The sequence below is a fragment of the Shewanella dokdonensis genome (assembly GCF_018394335.1).
Classification (GTDB): Bacteria; Pseudomonadota; Gammaproteobacteria; order Enterobacterales; family Shewanellaceae; genus Shewanella; species Shewanella dokdonensis.
This window is the reverse complement of record NZ_CP074572.1, coordinates 461,868-480,128: the sequence shown is the minus strand read 5'-3', so window position 1 is coordinate 480,128 and position 18,261 is coordinate 461,868. Positions and strand designations below refer to the sequence as shown.

At 49.7% G+C, this 18,261-nt stretch carries 16 protein-coding genes, 6 tRNA genes and 1 pseudogene; 19 read left to right on the top strand and 4 right to left on the bottom strand.

Annotated elements, in window-relative coordinates; all coding sequences use genetic code 11:
- Positions 1-16: 16 nt before the first annotated feature.
- From KHX94_RS02260 to KHX94_RS02235, 6 genes are all read left to right on the top strand, one after another.
- Positions 17-92: transfer RNA gene (locus KHX94_RS02260), tRNA-Glu, on the top strand.
- Between the two features lie 87 nt (positions 93-179).
- Positions 180-255, top strand: a tRNA-Glu gene (locus tag KHX94_RS02255).
- An 86-nt stretch (positions 256-341) separates the two neighbouring features.
- Positions 342-417, top strand: a tRNA-Glu gene (locus KHX94_RS02250).
- A gap of 26 nt (positions 418-443) precedes the next feature.
- Positions 444-519: transfer RNA gene (locus KHX94_RS02245), tRNA-Ala, on the top strand.
- Between the two features lie 61 nt (positions 520-580).
- Positions 581-656: transfer RNA gene (locus KHX94_RS02240), tRNA-Glu, on the top strand.
- Between the two features lie 28 nt (positions 657-684).
- Positions 685-760, top strand: a tRNA-Ala gene (locus KHX94_RS02235).
- A 209-nt stretch (positions 761-969) separates the two neighbouring features.
- On the opposite strand, the gene KHX94_RS02230 is transcribed toward KHX94_RS02235, so the two are convergent.
- Positions 970-2,598, bottom strand: a complete 1,629-nt coding sequence (locus KHX94_RS02230; RefSeq protein WP_213682210.1) for a methyl-accepting chemotaxis protein — start codon at positions 2,596-2,598, stop codon at positions 970-972.
- Positions 2,599-2,926: 328 nt separating this feature from the next.
- Positions 2,927-4,777, bottom strand: a complete 1,851-nt coding sequence (locus KHX94_RS02225) for an ABC transporter ATP-binding protein (protein WP_213683299.1) — start codon at positions 4,775-4,777, stop codon at positions 2,927-2,929.
- A gap of 190 nt (positions 4,778-4,967) precedes the next feature.
- Here KHX94_RS02225 and KHX94_RS02220 point away from each other — a divergent pair, with 190 nt between their 5' ends.
- The 6 genes from KHX94_RS02220 to KHX94_RS02195 all read left to right on the top strand — a co-directional run bounded on the left by KHX94_RS02220 (position 4,968) and on the right by KHX94_RS02195 (position 10,531).
- Positions 4,968-6,509, top strand: a complete 1,542-nt coding sequence (locus KHX94_RS02220; RefSeq protein WP_213682209.1) for a DNA-3-methyladenine glycosylase 2 family protein — start codon at positions 4,968-4,970, stop codon at positions 6,507-6,509.
- Complete coding sequence (locus tag KHX94_RS02215; protein ID WP_213682208.1) at positions 6,506-7,030, top strand: methylated-DNA--[protein]-cysteine S-methyltransferase; 525 nt, start codon at positions 6,506-6,508, stop codon at positions 7,028-7,030. The genes KHX94_RS02220 and KHX94_RS02215 overlap by 4 nt, the downstream gene beginning before the upstream one ends.
- Before the next feature lie 82 nt (positions 7,031-7,112).
- Positions 7,113-7,553 carry a protein phosphatase gene (locus KHX94_RS02210; RefSeq protein ID WP_213682207.1) on the top strand — a complete coding sequence of 147 codons (441 nt, stop codon included), beginning with the start codon at positions 7,113-7,115 and terminating at the stop codon, positions 7,551-7,553.
- A gap of 96 nt (positions 7,554-7,649) precedes the next feature.
- Positions 7,650-8,540: a chemotaxis protein CheV gene (locus KHX94_RS02205; protein ID WP_213682206.1), complete on the top strand. Its 891-nt coding sequence runs from the start codon at positions 7,650-7,652 to the stop codon at positions 8,538-8,540.
- Between the two features lie 124 nt (positions 8,541-8,664).
- Positions 8,665-9,891, top strand: coding sequence for a serine/threonine transporter SstT (sstT, locus tag KHX94_RS02200; protein ID WP_213682205.1), 1,227 nt, complete (start codon positions 8,665-8,667; stop codon positions 9,889-9,891).
- A 244-nt stretch (positions 9,892-10,135) separates the two neighbouring features.
- Complete coding sequence (locus KHX94_RS02195) at positions 10,136-10,531, top strand: hypothetical protein (protein WP_213682204.1); 396 nt, start codon at positions 10,136-10,138, stop codon at positions 10,529-10,531.
- A gap of 15 nt (positions 10,532-10,546) precedes the next feature.
- On the opposite strand, the gene KHX94_RS02190 is transcribed toward KHX94_RS02195, so the two are convergent.
- Positions 10,547-11,200 (bottom strand): RluA family pseudouridine synthase, encoded by a 654-nt coding sequence (locus KHX94_RS02190; protein WP_213682203.1) that lies wholly within the window; start codon positions 11,198-11,200, stop codon positions 10,547-10,549.
- Positions 11,201-11,295: 95 nt separating this feature from the next.
- Positions 11,296-11,838 carry an acyl carrier protein phosphodiesterase gene (locus KHX94_RS02185; RefSeq protein WP_342345797.1) on the bottom strand — a complete coding sequence of 181 codons (543 nt, stop codon included), beginning with the start codon at positions 11,836-11,838 and terminating at the stop codon, positions 11,296-11,298.
- 134 nt (positions 11,839-11,972) lie between these two features.
- Here KHX94_RS02185 and KHX94_RS02180 point away from each other — a divergent pair, with 134 nt between their 5' ends.
- The 7 genes and pseudogenes from KHX94_RS02180 to KHX94_RS02150 all read left to right on the top strand — a co-directional run bounded on the left by KHX94_RS02180 (position 11,973) and on the right by KHX94_RS02150 (position 18,247).
- Positions 11,973-12,134 (top strand): hypothetical protein, encoded by a 162-nt coding sequence (locus tag KHX94_RS02180; RefSeq protein ID WP_213682202.1) that lies wholly within the window; start codon positions 11,973-11,975, stop codon positions 12,132-12,134.
- A gap of 58 nt (positions 12,135-12,192) precedes the next feature.
- Positions 12,193-13,223 (top strand): annotated as a pseudogene (queA, locus tag KHX94_RS02175) (tRNA preQ1(34) S-adenosylmethionine ribosyltransferase-isomerase QueA).
- Between the two features lie 143 nt (positions 13,224-13,366).
- The gene (gene tgt, locus KHX94_RS02170) at positions 13,367-14,491 is read left to right on the top strand and encodes a tRNA guanosine(34) transglycosylase Tgt (protein ID WP_213682201.1); all 1,125 of its coding nucleotides are present in this window, start codon (positions 13,367-13,369) and stop codon (positions 14,489-14,491) included.
- Positions 14,492-14,518: 27 nt separating this feature from the next.
- Positions 14,519-14,854, top strand: a complete 336-nt coding sequence (yajC, locus tag KHX94_RS02165; RefSeq protein WP_213682200.1) for a preprotein translocase subunit YajC — start codon at positions 14,519-14,521, stop codon at positions 14,852-14,854.
- Between the two features lie 17 nt (positions 14,855-14,871).
- Positions 14,872-16,725 (top strand): protein translocase subunit SecD, encoded by a 1,854-nt coding sequence (gene secD, locus KHX94_RS02160; RefSeq protein WP_213682199.1) that lies wholly within the window; start codon positions 14,872-14,874, stop codon positions 16,723-16,725.
- A 12-nt stretch (positions 16,726-16,737) separates the two neighbouring features.
- The gene (gene secF / locus KHX94_RS02155; RefSeq protein WP_213682198.1) at positions 16,738-17,685 is read left to right on the top strand and encodes a protein translocase subunit SecF; all 948 of its coding nucleotides are present in this window, start codon (positions 16,738-16,740) and stop codon (positions 17,683-17,685) included.
- Positions 17,686-17,929: 244 nt separating this feature from the next.
- Positions 17,930-18,247, top strand: coding sequence for a putative signal transducing protein (locus KHX94_RS02150; protein WP_133038666.1), 318 nt, complete (start codon positions 17,930-17,932; stop codon positions 18,245-18,247).
- Positions 18,248-18,261: the final 14 nt, after the last annotated feature.

The window sequence follows — 18,261 nt, the reverse complement described above, 5'->3', positions numbered from 1 at the left end:
AAAGTTTCAGTCCAGGGTCCCCTTCGTCTAGAGGCCTAGGACACCGCCCTTTCACGGCGGTAACAGGGGTTCGAATCCCCTAGGGGATGCCAATTTCACCGATACAGCCTTATATTGGTGGAGTGAAAAAGTCAGCAGGTATAACCGCCTCAGGAAACAGAGTAAAGTTTCAGTCCAGGGTCCCCTTCGTCTAGAGGCCTAGGACACCGCCCTTTCACGGCGGTAACAGGGGTTCGAATCCCCTAGGGGATGCCAATTTCACCGATACAGCCTTATATTGGTGGAATAAAAAAGTCAGCAGGTTTAACCGCCTCAGGAAACAGAGTAAAGTTTCAGCCAGGGTCCCCTTCGTCTAGAGGCCTAGGACACCGCCCTTTCACGGCGGTAACAGGGGTTCGAATCCCCTAGGGGATGCCAATTCCGATATTCGGAATACGAATTTCGGGGCTATAGCTCAGCTGGGAGAGCGCTTGCATGGCATGCAAGAGGTCTGCGGTTCGATCCCGCATAGCTCCACCAAATATTCAGTTTGTGCCAGTCGCATGAACTGCTCCGGTAGCGGAGAGAAACACTTTCCAAGGTCCCCTTCGTCTAGAGGCCTAGGACACCGCCCTTTCACGGCGGTAACAGGGGTTCGAATCCCCTAGGGGATGCCAAATTCACTTCCATCGGGAATATGAATTTGGGGCTATAGCTCAGCTGGGAGAGCGCTTGCATGGCATGCAAGAGGTCTGCGGTTCGATCCCGCATAGCTCCACCACTTAATTAAAACCGCCTAGTGGCGGTTTTTTTGTGCCTATCATTTCTAGATAGCGTTTTATCTGTTTTAAGCGTTGGCGCCAAAGCCTCAAGAATGCTGCTTCGCCATTATGCGTGGCATCCTTGAGCTCGCTGCATGGCGTTGCAACATGTTGAGTCCAAGCTAACTCATCCTCGCCACATCATGTCCTTAGGGTCAGTTAATATTGGTTAGAACTGAAAACGACTGACTAAATCTTTCAGTCGTTGCGCCAGTTGCTGTAATTCTGTACTGGCGGTTGCGGTTTGATTGGCCCCATCGGTAATCGTGGACGAGGCACTTTGAATATTATTTAGGTTTTGGTCTACTTCTCTGGCGACCGCTACCTGTTCTTCTGCGGCGCTAGCGATTAATAGGGTGCGTTGACTGATATCTTTAATCTGCGAGGCGATTATCTCAATACTCTGACGTGTTGCCCGTGCGTTCTCCTCCATTGCCTGCGCCTGCTGATGGCTTTTTTGCATGGCGTCCGCCGCCTGGCGAGACTCTTGCTGCACTAATCTGATGGTCGACTCAATCTCTTCGGTGGAATTTTGTGTCCGCAGTGCCAGTGTGCGCACCTCATCAGCTACCACGGCAAAACCACGGCCTTGATCGCCTGCCCGTGCAGCTTCAATCGCAGCATTTAAGGCCAGCAAGTTAGTTTGCTCCGCAATCGCGCGAATAACATCCAGCACCTTACTGATATCATCAACTCTACGGGCTAAATCGCTGGAAAGTTGATTTGAACGGGTGATCTCTTTACCCACCGCGACTATCTGCTCGGTGGTTTGTGCAACTTGGGCGAAACCATCTTGCACCGACGATTCTGCTTTCTCTGTCGCATCTGAGGTGGACTGTGCATTGAGGGCAACCTCTTCTACTGCACTGGTCATTTCCGTTACTGCGGTCGCAGCGGATTGAATTTCACCATTTTGGATATTAAGTTCTTGTCGATTGGCATCTGTTTGTTGATTCAACAATAACGCTGCATTGGAAAGCGCGGTTGATGCGGTAGATATTTGGCTAATGGTATCTCGCAACTGCCGCTGCATATTTTGCATGGCGCGCATCACCGCCGCGGGTTCATCGGAACCTTCATCGTTGATGACATGATTAAGATTGCCATCCGCTACAGCTTCTGCACTGGCAACAGCTTCGGCCAGTGGCCGCACAATGCTGCGAGTAAATATCACACTGATAACGCCCATGACGGCAAAACTGAGCAACAACACAATGCCTATGGCGGTCATGGCAAACTCGTAACGCATATCGCCAGCATCACTGGCGTTGGCCGCCCCTTTGTTGTTGAACTCAATCATCGCCTGCAACGCTTGTTCAAGTTCTTTGGCGGTGGGCTCCATGTCCATTAATTTAGAAAAGGCCTGCTGTGTCAGGTTTTGCTTGGAGATGACTAAAAATTCATCATGTTGTGCTAGATAATGTTGTTTTGTTTGGGAATAACGCTCAAATAGTTGTTTTTCTTCTGCAGAGTTGGGATCGATAAGATGTTGATATTGTTTTTCAGAGTTTTCGATATCCTGCATGATCACCACAAATTGTTGCTCAGTCGCACGCATATCTTCTTCTCGGGACTGCTGTACATGGGTAAATTCTGCGACTCGCAATTTTTGGGTGAGATATAGTAAAGCCGAATTCTGACGTACACTCGGTAGCCAGTTTTTGTTGATTTCGGTGGACGCGTTATTGAGCTGATTCATCTGCTGCACAGAAAAAACTGCCATCAAGATCATAATGATTGCAATCAAACCGAAACTTACACCAGCACGCCAAGCAATTTTCATTTTACGCCAGTTCATGATGCCTTTTCTCTCAACAGAATTGTGATGAGAAAAGTGTAGCAAAGGCGCAAAATTTCAACGGTGTAAGTGCAGATTTTTAGTAAAATTTTGGTGTCTATCCGTTAGCCGTCTTTGCCGGGATAACGATTTCGCTATGCACGGTATCTTTCAGACAACTCGTGGCGTGTTATGGGGCATTGGCGGCGAACGATATTAGCGGCTACTGCAATATTATCTTTTCTGGCGAGTGGTGAGTGGAGCGCGCCCAGACCTTGCGGTTGTTGGGGCGCTCTTTTGTTGGCGCAGACGCTATCGCGCCAACATAGGTCATGATAAGTCTGAAGGCTTAACCGTTCTGATGGTTGAACCTAGTCAACGCCAAGGAATCCCCGGTCTGATGAGCCCACAAGTGTGCATAAATGCCGTTGTGTTGCAGCAGTTGCTGGTGGGTTCCCTGTTCAACCACTCGTCCTTGATCTAACACTATCAACCGATCCATCGCGGCTATGGTGGATAGCCGGTGGGCGATGGCAATAACGGTTTTGCCTTCCATCAGTTGATAGAGACTTTCTTGGATAGCCGCTTCAACTTCAGAGTCCAGTGCAGAAGTAGCTTCATCCAAAATCAGGATTGGTGCATCTTTTAACAGCACTCGCGCGATGGCAATACGCTGGCGCTGCCCACCAGAGAGCTTAACGCCGCGTTCTCCCACTTGGGCGTCCAGGCCACTATTCCCTTTAGGATCTGTCAGGGTTGCAATAAATTCTTTTGCCTGTGCTTTTTCAATGGCCTGTAGCATTTCTACTTCTGTGGCATCGGGCCTACCATAGAGAATATTTTCCCGAATGGAGCGGTGCAGCAGTGAAGTATCCTGGGTCACCATCCCGATGTTAGAGCGCAATGAATCCTGTGTGATCTCGCGGATATTCTGCCCATCAATACAGATGCTACCGTCTTCGACATCATAAAAACGCATCAACAGGTTGACCATCGTTGACTTACCCGCACCGGAACGGCCGACCAAACCAATTTTTTCGCCGGGTTTGATATGCAGATCCAGATTATTCAGTACCCCGTTTTGTTCGCCGTAATGGAAATTGACATGGTTGAAGTCGATAGCCCCTTTCGCAACCTGTATGGGTTGTGCTGCCGGTGCATCGGTAATCTTGGCGGGCTGCGATAGCGTATGCATACCGTCCGTGACAGTACCTATGTTTTCAAACAGCGCGCTGACTTCCCACATGATCCACTGTGACATGCCATTGAGCCGAAGCGCCAGACTGACGGCAATGGCAATGGCGCCTACTGTGATGGCGCTGCCCATCCACAACCAGATAGACAGGGCGGCAACGGCAAATGCCAGCAGATAGTTCAGTATCTGCACACTGACATTGATGCCAGTGACTAGGCGCATCTGCTGATAAACCGTATGCAAAAAGCCTGTCATGCTATTGCGGGCATAGTCTGCTTCCTGATGGGTATGGGCAAAGAGTTTTACCGTGGTGATATTGGTGTAGCTATCTACGATCCGGCCGGTCATGGTGGAGCGGGCATCAGCCTGTTCACTGGCCACGCGTTTCAAGCGCGGCACAAAATACCATTGCAGACAGACGTAACATACCAGCCACATCATCATGGGTAACATCAAGCGCCAGTCAGCGCGTGCCATCATCACCACCATAGAAGTGAAATACACCAGAATGTAGACCAGTACATCCAGCAGTTTCATCACGGTTTCACGGATCGCCAGGGATGTTTGCATCACCTTGGTGGCAATTCGCCCGGCAAAATCATTTTGGTAAAAAGCCACACTTTGTTTAAGCAGGTATTTGTGTGCTAGCCAGCGCACCGACATAGGATAATTACCTAGCAGGCTCTGATATACAATCAGTGCATGAGCCAGCGTTAGCAGCGGGATCAGCACCAACACCATCAGTGTCATGCCCAGTAACTTACCGCCTTCTTGTTCCAGCAAGGTAGCGGGGTCTTTGGTTACTAACCAGTCGACTAATTGCCCCATAAAGCCAAACAGTGAGACTTCTAATACCGCCAGCGATGCCGTCAGTAATGACATGATGATGAGTGGTTTTTCAAAACCGCGGGTGTAGTGACGGCAAAATGCCAGTAGTCCTTTCGGAGGTTGTGGCGGATCTATATCTGGTAACGGATTAGTCCAGCCTTCAAAGAGATTGAACAGCTTCTGGATCATGATGTTTTCTTGATTGAGTTTACTCGCTATAGGATACCCTATTTATGAGTTAATCGGCATCGGCTGATGATGTCATAACCGTGATGAGTTCCAATGATAATTGAGTGCCGTTTTCCGCTAGTCACTTGTATCACAGTTGGGTACTCTGGCGAGCAATGGCTGACTGCAGGCGTAACCTATGAGTATTTCCAGTTTATCGACGGCGATTTGTCGTCAAGCGCGTCTTAGTCGAGATCCCCGTTTTGATGGGCGTTTTTTTGTGGGAGTGCTGAGCACAGGGATCTATTGTCGTCCAGTATGTCCCGCGGTGAGCGCCAGTGAGAAAAATGTGCAATATTTTGCCAGTGCTGCGGCGGCAGCGGCCTCGGGTTTACGTCCCTGTTTACGTTGCCGCCCTGAAAGTGCGCCCGGTTCCAGTGCCTGGCGTGGTACCCGTACCACTTTAGAGCGAGCAATGTGTCTGATAGAGCAGGGCGCGCTCAACGGTGACACACAACAAGCCGTTGAATTACTGGCGCAGCGGTTGGGGATCAGTAGCCGCTGGCTGCGAAAACTATTCGCTGATGCGTTAGGCACCTCGCCTTTGCAGTACGCTATCTATTGCCGCCTATTGTTTGCTAAACAGTTATTGCATGAAACCGATATGCCGGTGACCCAAGTGGCATTGGCTTCAGGATTCAATAGCATACGGCGTTTCAATGAGGTCTTTCAGCAGCGATTACAGCTAACGCCAAGCGCTATCCGGCATCGCCCGGCAGTTGAGTCAGCGCCAGCTAACATCGCACTTTATCTGAGTTATCGGCCGCCCTACGCTTGGCAGTCGTTGCGACAGTTTTTACAGCAACGCGCCGTTGCGGGCATGGAATGGTTTGAACAACATGATGAACAAGGTTATGGCCGTACACTGGTCGTCAAACAGTTACAGCAACAGCTTCGAGGCTGGTTTTTTGCTGTGAATGAACCTGAGCAACATAGGTTTAAGGTAGAGGTCGCGCTGGTTGCAGACGATGCGCTCAGTTTGTTGCCGATGTGGTTACGGCAATTAAGACAGGTGTTGGACTTGGATGCCGAACCTGCGGCGATTAACCGTGGCTTATCGGCATTACTGCATTTGTTGCCACAACTGCAATTACAGCCAGGATTACGGCTGCCAGGCTGTGGCTCAGTTGCAGAGGCGGGTGTAAGGGCCATACTGGGGCAACAGGTCAGTTTGTCACAAGCCACCCAATTGTTGCGGCAACTGTTGCAACAAGCAGGCGAAACATTGCAGATAAATGGCCGAGACTGTGTGTTTTTCCCAGCACTGACCGCGTTGACTGGCGCTGTGTGTGCGGCACTGCCAATGCCACAAAGTCGGCAGCAGACATTACAGCGCCTGGCCGATTATCTGCAAACCGTAACTCAGCCTTCTACCGCCGACCAAGCGTTATTAGACGACTGGCAAACCCTTAAAGGCATCGGCCCGTGGACCGTTGCTTATGCCGCAATGCGGGGGCTTTCAGCGCCTGATGTTTTGTTAAGCGGTGATTTGGTGGTCAAAAAACAATTACTACAGTTGTTGCCAGCAACTGCCGCCGCAGACATGAAAACCACAATGCAGCAGATTGTGGCCACCGCATCGCCTTGGGGCAGTTATCTGACGTTAACTCTCTGGCAGCAAGCGGCTGCCAATAATACTACCAATAACCCTAATAGTGACAATCGTCGGAGTCGCATATGAGCCACCATCTGATATCAACCACGAGGCCGTTATTGCCAGTGGCGGAGCTAACCATGGACTCGCCTTGTGGCCCTTTGTGGTTGGCCGCAAGCAGTGCCGGATTAACTGATCTCAGGCCAGTATCGGCGCGCTTGGCTGTCTCTCAGGCAACAACCCCAGCGTCAGTCACGCAGGCTCGCGAGTGGTTGTTGCAAACGGTAGCGCAGCTGCAACAGTATTTTGCTGGGGAGCGGCGTGAATTCAGTATCCCGTTAGCCCCAATCGGTACAGCGTTTCAACGGCGGGTTTGGCAACAGCTGTTACAAATTCCCTACGGTAATGTCAGCAGTTATGGTGAATTAGCTAACCGTTTACAACAACCCAAGGCGGCCAGAGCGGTGGGTAGTGCGAACGGTGCCAATCCTATTGCGATTATGATCCCCTGTCATCGGGTGATAGGAAAAAATGGTACGCTGACGGGCTATGCTTGGGGGCTGACGATGAAGCAGCAATTGCTGGCGTTAGAGCAGGCAGAAGCGTAAATTTTTGCTGAATATCACCAATCACGAATAAACATTGCGGTATTGTCATTGCCGATATTCCCGAGGTGTTGTGGTAAGAAAAGTGGAACTGATCTGGTTAAATGATAATGTCGCCGCGTTAACAATGACGCCGCAGCTTGCGTTACCGCAATTAATGCAAGCACATCAGTTGCTTGCATTATTGCAGTTGCAGCCAACTGCCACCGTGAATGCTGCGGTGGCTGAACTACAATTGCCATTACCTGAGTGCTTGACGCCAGATGAGCAATTACTGCAAACCTTAGCGCAGTTATTACCGCAGGCTCATAGTTTTGTGGCGCAGCAGTTGCAATTAGGACATAAGCTGTTGCTGACGGCGGCTGATGCCGGACTGCTGGGGATCATGATGGCGGAATTGTTGATGAGCGATGGTGCGGCCCCAGTGCATGCGGTGGCACAAGTTCGGTCATTATATGAAGATGCTTTTGCTGATGATGGCTGGGATCAGTTTGTTTTTGATGTGCTTTATCGACTACAAGGCTAAAACTTGTGCACTGGATCCTACCGCAGTGACTCTACCTCATAACAGCTGTGTTATGCTAAAGCGCGATAATTATCGTTTTTTATTTTCGGAGTATTCATGAAAAACAAGGCCAACCAGTCGCAAGGGCTGCTGCTATTTCGTTTGTCGCAGCGTCAGTTATTTGCCATGGGAACCTTGAAAATTCGTGAGTTGGTGCCATTCCAACCACTGAGTCAACTACCTAACGCGCATCCCTGCGTTGTCGGCGCCGCGGCTATTCGCGGACACACCATTCCGGTGGTGGATATGGCAGCCGCCGTTGGTTATGCACCTATTAGCCAGAATGAAATGGCATCGTCTTATATCATCATCACGGACTGCCAGCGGATGGTGATAGGATTTTTGGTGCGCGGCATTGAAAAAATTGTGGAGTGTAATTGGCGCGATATCGAATCGCCGCCATCCAATCTTGGTAAAAATGCGTTTCTTACCGGGGTGACTCGTTACGATAACCAGTTGATCCAACTGCTGGATTTGGAACTGTTATTATCCAAAATTTTCCCACTGGCAGCACAGAATCTTGCTGGGGTGACCGATATTCAACGTGAGCTGCTGCGGCCGTTGCGCATTTTGTTGGTTGATGACTCGAAAGTGGCCCGTAAACAGCTATGCGATGCTTTAGATGATCTCAATATCCCCTATGATGTCACTTCCAACGGCAAGGAAGCCTTGTCGATTATGGAGCAGTGTGCTGCGGAACAAAAACCGATAGATATTCTGGTGAGTGACATTGAAATGCCGGGGCTTGATGGTTACGAACTGGCATTTGAGGTGCGTGATAATCCGCTGTTACGTCACGCCTATATTATTTTGCACACTTCACTTTCGAGCGAAATCAGCGTCAGTCAGGCGCATCAAGTAGGCGCTAATGAAGCCCTGACAAAGTTTGATGCCCGTGAACTGGTTGAAGCCATGCTACGTGGCGCCAAGTCGCTGACAGAAAAGTAACTTGCCGTTATTGACCATGATTTTACGTTTTTCCTCGGTGGCGGCTAGACAAGCCGCTATATCTCCGTTAAAAACGTAGCTGCAATGGCACTTGCCATCATGAATAATAACGACAGGTTAACGAATGAACCCATCCTCCTCTGTTTTTAAGCGATTGTTGCGCACTAGTTTGGTGCTGCAGATTTTTATCGGCATTGTCGCGGGCATTGTGCTCGCCGTTATGGCTCCTCAGTGGGCCAAAAATATCGCGTTTCTTGGTGAATTGTTTGTTGGGGCGTTGAAAGCCATCGCACCCATTCTCGTGTTTGTCCTGGTTGCGGCCTCGCTTGCTAATCAAAAGAAAAATACCCAAACGAATATGCGGCCTGTGGTGATCCTCTATCTTGTTGGGACCTTTGCCGCCGCACTGACCGCAGTTGTTGCCAGTTTTCTCTTTCCCTCGACGCTTGAATTACAACTGTCACAACAGCAACTGACACCGCCACAGGATATTGTTGAAGTCATGCATACGCTGTTGTTCCGCTTGATTGATAATCCGGTCAATGCGCTGATGTCAGGGAATTATATCGGTATTTTGGTGTGGGCGATTGGACTTGGCTTGACGCTGCGCCACGGTAGTGATGCTAGCAAACAGGTATTTGGGGACATTGCTCATGGCATTTCGCAGATGGTGCGTTTTGTCATTCGTCTGGCGCCCTTGGGGGTGTTTGGGCTGGTGGCTGTTGCGGTGGCTGAAACCGGTTTTGGCGTGCTTGCCAGCTACGCTCATTTGTTAGCCGTCTTGCTGGGTGCCATGCTGTTTATTGCCTTAGTGATCAACCCGTTGTTGGTATATTACAAAATCCGCCGCAACCCTTATCCTTTGGTTTTGACCTGTTTGCGGGAAAGTGGTGTGACGGCGTTTTTCACGCGTTCCAGCGCCGCCAATATTCCCGTCAATATGGCGCTTTGCGAAAAGTTGCAATTGCATGAAGACACCTATTCGGTGTCTATCCCTTTGGGCGCTACGGTTAATATGGGCGGCGCGGCGATTACCATCACCGTACTGACATTAGCAGCGGTAACTACTTTGGGAATTCCGGTTGATATGCCCACCGCGCTGTTGTTGAGCGTCATTGCCGCAATTTCTGCGTGTGGTGCTTCTGGCGTCGCTGGCGGCTCGTTATTATTGATCCCTCTGGCATGCAGCTTGTTTGGCATAGATAACAACACTGCCATGCAGGTGGTCGCGGTAGGTATGATTATTGGTGTGGTGCAAGATTCGGCTGAAACAGCGCTGAATTCCTCAACTGACGTGGTGTTTACCGCGGCGGCCTGTATCGGCGCCGAGCGGGCACAGCAGACTCGGTAATCCTTTCTATTTGACTCATAAAGGCAACCCAAATGGTTGCCTTTGTCTTATCTTCCTAAAAGCTGTGAACCACTTCACCAAGTGCTGAAATAAGCCACTTGATGTGATCTTTATCGCGCTTTTACTGGCGCAATAAGTTACACTGCGCACGCATCAGCAAGTTATGACTAACTGTTTGGTTTGTAACTGTTTTGATCATATTTTTACGTTTTTATTACTTTTTGCATTTGGGGGCAAAAGTATTATGGGTTTACTGCTGGATATCCAGAATAAAGTACCGTTGCAATTGCAGGGACTGAGTAAACTTTCCGGTCTTTCTGCGTTGGAAAAACGTCGCAGATTGCAACAAGGTCATCACCATGAACGCCAGTTTGTGGGGTGTTGGCGAGATCCTCGGCAGCAAGTGAATGATGAAATACAGCTGTTTCGCGACAACGGCAAATGGTTCATGGAAACTTGGTTCAGCGATGGCTGCCATAGTTTAGATGAAATGGCTGTCACAGATACTGCCGAAGGCCTGCGCTTGGAAGAAGCTGAAGGCAATCTGTTTGGTGAATACCTGCTGTTGCAAGACGCGAATATCTTGGCGTTTTGCAGCGATAACGGCGGGCGTTATCTGGCTGAAAAACTTAGTGCTTAAGACTTTGCGGCCAGTTTAAAAACCGGCCATGCTGACAAAGTGCATCTCTTTGCCTGACCAGGGGTGATTGAATAGCAAACTGGCGGCATGGAGGCACAGGCGTGGCCGCGCTTGTTGTACTTGTGCATCACCGTAAAAATCATCTCCCAGAATGGGATGCCCCAACGCTAGCATATGAACTCGGAGTTGGTGTGTTCGCCCTGTTGCTGGCTGTAGTGCGACTAACGTGGCGTTGTCTCGGCGCTCTAGCACACGGTAGTGAGTGATTGCTTTACGTCCTGCATCATCTACTTTTTGCAGCGGTGGGTGTTGTTTATCTGCCGCTAATGGCAAGTCCACTGTGCCTTCATCCTGTGCGACAATCCCCCAAACTTCGGCAATATAAAGCTTATCGTTACGGCGTTCTTGAAACTGAGTTTTTAGATTGGATTCGGCTTTTTTGCTGCGCGCAAACACCATGATCCCCGACGTAGCGCAATCGAGGCGATGCACCAGTAATGTCTCTGGATATAACTGTTGCAGGCGGGTGAGGGCGCAATCGTGGGTTTCTGCGGCCATTCCCGGATTGGAAAGCAAGCCGACCGGTTTATTGATGACAATAATGTCACGATCGCGATAACGAATATCCAGCCAAGGTATTGTCGGTGGTTGGTAATGAAATTTCTGCATAAAGCCTCCTTGAGCGGACGGCATTCTATCAAAAACTCAGCCGCGCGGCAGGTATTGTTCTGGTGTTTTGCGTGCCAGCATCCGGCTGTAAGCCATCAATTGTGGATATAAAGTGCGAAAGGCGATCTCGACTTCAACATCGAGCTTTTGAGTGCCACAGCGGCTCCCTGAAACAACTGGGGTTGGGATATGCGTCGGCTAACACCTTGCAAGGCGGCTTCCAGCCCAGCGCGTCCCGCGTAAGCGCATAACCAGTTGTCTTGTTTCATCATAGGGAGCAGGCGTTGCAGGCGCTCTGGTAACTCGGTGGTTTGCTCCAATTGTTGGTAAGCCTGGGCGCAAAATACGGCTAACGTTTGCTGATGATATTCCTCCCAGTAGCGTGCCAGCATGTGGTCAAACGCTAAATCCATCAGCACTGGTGCTACCCGTTGCAGTGCTTTGGGAAACTGGCGGCGCAAGTCGCGGGTCAGCTCATGTTCATCGGTGATGCGATCAATTTGGCGATGCAGCCAGATCCCTTGTTGCAGGTGGAATGGATGGTCTGTGATATTGCCTTTGGCGAAGTCGCCCGCGAGGTTGCCAGCAAGAGAGGTTCCGCTAATATCGGCCAGATGCAGATGGGCCAGAAAGTTCATAATTTGTACTTGCGTGTTTTTATCATCGGGCTATTATGTCGCACCAGAGTATGAAAAGCATCACAGATGCTGGTGCGCGCATATAGTACGGTGTGCGTTTGATTTTTCAATGCTGTTGGTTTTAAGGATCAAGGATGATGTGGAACTGGATCGGCAAATTTATCGGTAAAGACCCCCAACCTCAACGCAAACGGGTACAAGTAGACATTCCGTTTGAGCAGATCTTGTCCAGCCCGCCAATGATGGATGAACACAAGCAAGAGGAAATACCGGAGTCGGAATCCAAGGGTTCTTGATCTTGTCCCGACCAGCCCCTAGACTAGCGGCCGATTTTCGCTATGCAGAGGCTCCTCAATGCGAGTTGCAGATTTCGCTTTCGATCTTCCCGAAGAGTTGATCGCCAAGTTTCCTATGCCTGAACGCAGTGCTTCCAGATTGTTGCATCTGGAAGGTAATACCGGTGCGCTCGATGACCTTCATTTTACTGATATTCTTGATTTAGTCGAAGAAGGCGATCTGATGGTTTTCAACAATACTCGGGTGGTTCCCGCCCGGGTATTTGGCCATAAAGCCAGTGGTGGCAAACTGGAAATCCTTCTGGAACGCATGTTAGATGATAAGCGCATGTTAGCGCATGTGCGCAGTTCCAAATCCCCCAAACCCGGTAGCGAAATCGAGCTGGATGGTGGCTATTGGTTGAAAATGCTGGCTCGCCATGATGCGCTGTTTGAGTTGCAGTTACAGGGGAGGGTACCATTCTGTCAATGCTGGAAGCGGTTGGACACATGCCATTACCGCCTTATATTGACCGGCCGGATGAAGATGCCGATAAAGAACGCTATCAGACGGTTTACAGTAAAAATCCCGGCGCGGTAGCCGCACCTACCGCAGGATTGCACTTTGACCAGGCGTTGCTGCAAAAACTCAAGGACAAAGGGGTCAAACAAGCCTTTGTGACGCTACATGTAGGTGCCGGTACTTTCCAACCGGTACGGGTTGATGATGTGCAAAAACATCATATGCATTCTGAATGGGCCAATGTGCCTGCCGATGTGGTTGATGCTATCCGCGCCACTAAAGCCGCCGGTAAGCGGGTGATTGCCGTGGGCACTACCTCGGTTCGGTCATTGGAAAGCGCTGCCAAGTTTAACGGTGGCGAAATTCAGCCATTTTGTGGTGATACCGATATCTTCATCTACCCAGGATTTGATTTTAAAGTGGTGGATGCCATGGTCACCAATTTTCATCTGCCGGAGTCGACGCTGATCATGCTGGTCAGCGCTTTTGCTGGCTTTGAACATGTGATGCCGGCTTACCATCACGCAGTCGCGCAGAAATACCGTTTCTTCAGCTACGGTGATGCCATGTTTGTGACCAAAAAGTAAACTAAGCACTGTGCTTACGCTATACTGCTGCACCAACCGTAGCAGGTGTTATGGGCAAGGGGACGCATAGCGTTACCGCTTGCCTTCTTTATTTAGGGCCTTTGGCCGAAGCAAGTCGGACTGTTTCTCTGACGAGGTAATCAATGAAATTTGAACTGGATACCACTGACGGCCGCGCGCGTCGCGGTCGTTTGATATTTGCACGTGGCACCGTAGAAACGCCAGCGTTTATGCCCGTTGGTACTTATGGCACGGTCAAGGGCATGACCCCGGAAGAAGTGCGGGCAACTGGCGCGGACATCCTGCTGGGCAATACCTTTCATTTGTGGCTGCGTCCTGGTGAAGAGATCATGCGCAAGCATGGTGACCTGCACGATTTTATGAACTGGCCGCGGCCAATCCTGACGGATTCTGGTGGCTTTCAAGTATTCAGTCTCGGTGATATCCGTAAAATTACCGAAGAAGGCGTGCATTTCCGCTCTCCCATCAATGGCGAAAAAATCTTCCTCGATCCCGAAAAATCGATGCAGATCCAGCATGCGCTCGGGTCTGATATCGTGATGATCTTTGATGAATGTACGCCTTATCCGGCAACACCGGATGAAGCGCGTAAGTCAATGGAGATGTCGCTGCGCTGGGCCAAGCGTTCCCGCGAAGAATTTGATCGTTTAGAAAACCCCAACTCACTGTTTGGGATTATTCAGGGCAGCATCTACGAAACCCTGCGTGATGAGAGTTTAACCGGGCTGGTGGACATCGGCTTTGATGGTTATGCCATCGGTGGCCTCGCGGTTGGCGAGCCTAAAGCGGACATGCATCGTATCTTGGAACATATCTGTCCGCAGATCCCGGCTGATAAACCCCGTTATCTGATGGGCGTAGGTAAACCGGAAGATTTAGTGGAAGGTGTGCGCCGCGGTGTGGATATGTTTGACTGTGTGATGCCAACCCGTAATGCACGCAACGGACATCTGTTCACCAGCGATGGCGTGATAAAAATTCGTAATGCGCGTCACAGGGATGACACATCACCATTGGATCCTGAGTGCGATTGTTATACATGCAAGCATTACTCTCGGGCTTATTTGCACCATCTTGACCGTTGTAATGAGATGCTCGGTGCCCGTCTCAATACCATCCATAATCTGCGTTATTATCAAAGATTGATGGAAGGTTTGCGTGGCGCTATCGAGACAGGTACATTAGACGCCTTTGTAAAGGATTTCTATAGCCGTCAAGGGCGAGAAGTGCCTGATCCGATTGATTGAACCTACTGTTAATAAGAAGAGAAAACTATGTTTATTTCAAATGCTTATGCGAGTGCAGCTAATGGTGCACCCCAGTCTGGCGGCACCATGGAACTGGTGTTTATGCTGGCGATTTTTGCACTTATCTTCTACTTCATGATTTTCCGTCCGCAGTCCAAGCGTGTGAAAGAGCACAAAAACCTGATGTCCTCTCTGGGTAAAGGTGATGAAGTGCTGACCAGTGGCGGTTTAGTCGGCAAGATAGCCAAAATTGCCGATGACAATGATTACGTGCTGCTCAGTCTTAACGACGACACTCAAATCACCATTAAAAAAGACTATATTGCGGCGGTATTGCCTAAAGGCTCTATGCAGTCGCTGTAAGCCAAGGGAGCTGAGGCGTGTTAAATAAGTATCCTATGTGGAAGAACCTACTGGTGATTATTATTATCGCCGTAGGTGCTTTCTATGCTGTACCTAACCTCTTCGGTGAGGATCATGCGGTGCAGGTGGTGGGAACTCGCGGCGCTGCTGTGACTCCAGCCACTGAATCTCAAGTTGAACAACTGTTGGCCAGTAAAGGCATAAAAATCAAGCGCTCAGAACTGGAAAACGGCCAGTTGCTGGTGCGGGTTAATAATGCTGAGGATCAACTGCTGGCGAAGGAAGCTATTGCTTCTACGCTGGGGGAAAACTTTTCGGTAGCCCTCAATTTGGCACCTGCGACTCCGGCATGGCTGGAGAAACTCGGTGCTAATCCGATGAAACTCGGTCTTGACTTGCGTGGCGGTGTGCACTTCCTGATGGAAGTGGATATGAGCGAAGCTATTCGCAAGATGGAAGACGCTAAAGTGGCGGATTTCCGGAGCCAATTGCGTGAGCAGAGCATTCGCTACGCCGGTGCCAAAGCGACACCTAAAGGCATTGAAGTGCGTTTCCGTGATGCCGATACCTTGGCAAAAGCGGAGCAATACCTGAAAACCCATTCCAACAATGAAATGGTGTTTACTGATACCAGTAACGGCGACAACTTTGTGTTGTTAGCGTCAATGAGTGAACAGTATTTACGCCAGATTAAAGAAGATGCACTGACCCAGAACATCACCACTATCCGTAACCGTGTTAACGAGTTGGGGGTGGCCGAGCCTGTGGTGCAACGTCAAGGTGCCGAGCGTATTATTGTTGAGTTACCGGGCGTACAGGATACTGCGCGAGCCAAAGAAATTCTCGGTGCGACCGCCTCTATTGAATTCCACATGGTGGATCAGAAAACCGATTTGGCGGCAGCTAAGGCCGGACGTATTCCTGCGGGTTCTGAAGTTTACAAACGCCGTGAAGGCGGTGAGGTGGTACTGCATAAAGATGTGATGCTGACAGGTGATCATATCACTGGTGCGCAGCCTTCATTTGACCAGTACAGTCGGCCTCAGGTCAGTATCAATCTGGACGCCAAAGGCGGCAGTATTTTCTCTGATGTGACTAAAGACAACATCGGCAAACCGATGGCAACATTATTTATTGAGTACAAGGACAGCGGTGAGCGCAATCCTGACGGCTCAGTCAAAATGAATAAAGTTGAAGAAGTGATTTCCGTCGCCACTATTCAGGCGCGTCTGGGACGTAACTTTGTGATCACCGGGCTGACACACGGCGAAGCGCAAAATCTGGCGCTGTTGTTGCGTGCTGGTGCCTTGATTGCCCCTGTGTCCATCGTGGAAGAACGTACTATTGGTCCAAGTCTTGGTGCTGAGAACATTCAGAATGGTCTGCAAGCAATGATCTGGGGCATGGCCGTTGTGCTGTTGTTCATGATGATTTACTACCGCGCCTTTGGTGTCATCGCCAACCTGGCGTTGACTGCTAACTTGGTGATGGTGGTTGGCGTGATGTCCATGATCCCTGGTGCTGTGCTGACATTACCTGGTATTGCCGGTATGGTGTTGACAGTCGGTATGGCGGTAGACGGCAACGTGCTGATTAACGAACGTATTCGTGAAGAGTTGCGGGCAGGGCGTCCTATCCAACAGGCGATTCATGAAGGTTACGGTAACGCGTTTTCTACTATCGCGGATGCTAACATCACCACCTTTATCACCGCTTTGATCCTGTTTGCTGTGGGTACCGGTGCCATCAAAGGCTTTGCGGTAACACTGATGATAGGTATCGCTACTTCCATGTTTACTGCAATTGTGGGTACCCGTGCGATTGTTAATGCACTATGGGGCGGCAAGCGTTTGAAAAAGTTGTCTATATAGGAGAACGTGGACATGTTGCAGATTTTATCTTTTAAAGGCTCAGTCAACTTTCTCCGTCATGCACTACCTATCAGTATCATGTCGTTGATTTTAGTGGTGCTGTCACTGGTGTGTTTGGCGACTAAAGGCATCAACTGGGGGCTGGATTTTACCGGCGGTACCTCGATTCAGCTGACTTTCAGTAAACCCGCAGATCTGAGCTCACTGCGTGATACTCTGGATAACGAAATCATCGCTGGCGCGGTAGTGCAGAACTTTGGTTCTAGCCGCGATGTGGTGGTGCGTTTACAGACCAAAGAAGGCGTGAAAAGTGATGATCAGGTAAAACTGGTGCTGAGCGCAGCCAAGGCTCAGGATCCAGCAGTGGAACAGAAAAGTGTTGAGTTTGTTGGCCCACAGGTCGGTAAGGAGTTGGCTGAACAAGGCTCTTTGGCGGTATTAGTCGCGCTTATCTGTATCTTGCTATATGTATCATTCCGTTTCGAATGGCGTCTGTCATTAGGGGCTGTTGCCGCCTTGGCACACGACGTAACGGTGACCTTGGGATTATTCTCCTTCCTGCAATTGGAATTTGATTTGACCGTACTGGCCGGGGTGTTGACCGTGGTGGGTTACTCGTTGAACGATACCATTGTGGTGTTTGACCGTATCCGTGAAAACTTCCTGAAGATGCGTAAAGCAACCCCAACGGAAGTGGTAAATACCTCTATCACCCAGACGATGAGCCGTACCATTATTACTACTGGTACCACCATCATCACGGTCATTGCCTTGTTCCTTAAGGGCGGTACCTTGATCCATGGCTTTGCGACTTCATTGTTGATGGGGATTACCGTAGGTACATACTCTTCAATCTACGTTGCGAGTTTCTTGGCCATCAAGTTGGGCATCTGCCGCGAACATATGATGCCAGTACAGGTTGAGAAAGAAGGTGCTGATCAGCCTTCTATCATGCCTTAACCCTGGTTTATCGCTAAAAAAGCCACTTTCGAGTGGCTTTTTTATTGCATAGAGTTCGATTATTTGCCGTGACTAACAATCAAATGTTGATAAAAAGTAAAATTTTACTTGAGACAACTCGACAGCAGCTTTGCTAGGCAGTAGCATGGCGCTTGACAAAAATTAAACAGTTTATTTTTTGTCCATCCGATTTATTCCTGATTTTTCTTTACCTGGTGGGTAGAGTGCAGTGGTAGGAAGTCACATGGAAGAACGTAAAATACTGGTTGCTGGTGGAAATTTGCTTCAGGCGCATACATGGAAAGGTATGCTGGAAGCCTGCGGTATAACCGTGGAGTTACGTGGTGAAGCATTAATGGGCGGCGTTGGTGAGTTGCCGGTTGATATGCAAACGGTTGAACTGTGGATCCCTGAGTCACAACAGGAACAGGCACAGTCACAGTTAGCAACGCTGAATGCCGATCTGCCGCAATGGCAGTGTTTGCAATGTCACGAATTTAATGACGCCAGTTTCGAACTGTGTTGGAATTGCAGTGCCGAGCGTAGCGAGTGTCATAACTGACCTGAATATTGCTA

What these genes read in the sequence shown, in the direction of transcription:
- KHX94_RS02230 (WP_213682210.1), bottom strand. Translation starts at nt 2,598, where the DNA reads ATGAACTGGCGTAAAATGAAAATTGCTTGGCGTGCTGGTGTAAGTTTC.
- KHX94_RS02220 (WP_213682209.1), top strand. Translation starts at nt 4,968, where the DNA reads ATGAGTATTTCCAGTTTATCGACGGCGATTTGTCGTCAAGCGCGTCTT.
- KHX94_RS02215 (WP_213682208.1), top strand. Translation starts at nt 6,506, where the DNA reads ATGAGCCACCATCTGATATCAACCACGAGGCCGTTATTGCCAGTGGCG.
- KHX94_RS02205 (WP_213682206.1), top strand. Translation starts at nt 7,650, where the DNA reads ATGAAAAACAAGGCCAACCAGTCGCAAGGGCTGCTGCTATTTCGTTTG.
- sstT (WP_213682205.1), top strand. Translation starts at nt 8,665, where the DNA reads ATGAACCCATCCTCCTCTGTTTTTAAGCGATTGTTGCGCACTAGTTTG.
- KHX94_RS02195 (WP_213682204.1), top strand. Translation starts at nt 10,136, where the DNA reads ATGGGTTTACTGCTGGATATCCAGAATAAAGTACCGTTGCAATTGCAG.
- KHX94_RS02190 (WP_213682203.1), bottom strand. Translation starts at nt 11,200, where the DNA reads ATGCAGAAATTTCATTACCAACCACCGACAATACCTTGGCTGGATATT.
- KHX94_RS02185 (WP_342345797.1), bottom strand. Translation starts at nt 11,838, where the DNA reads ATGAACTTTCTGGCCCATCTGCATCTGGCCGATATTAGCGGAACCTCT.
- KHX94_RS02180 (WP_213682202.1), top strand. Translation starts at nt 11,973, where the DNA reads ATGATGTGGAACTGGATCGGCAAATTTATCGGTAAAGACCCCCAACCT.
- tgt (WP_213682201.1), top strand. Translation starts at nt 13,367, where the DNA reads ATGAAATTTGAACTGGATACCACTGACGGCCGCGCGCGTCGCGGTCGT.
- yajC (WP_213682200.1), top strand. Translation starts at nt 14,519, where the DNA reads ATGTTTATTTCAAATGCTTATGCGAGTGCAGCTAATGGTGCACCCCAG.
- secF (WP_213682198.1), top strand. Translation starts at nt 16,738, where the DNA reads ATGTTGCAGATTTTATCTTTTAAAGGCTCAGTCAACTTTCTCCGTCAT.
- KHX94_RS02150 (WP_133038666.1), top strand. Translation starts at nt 17,930, where the DNA reads ATGGAAGAACGTAAAATACTGGTTGCTGGTGGAAATTTGCTTCAGGCG.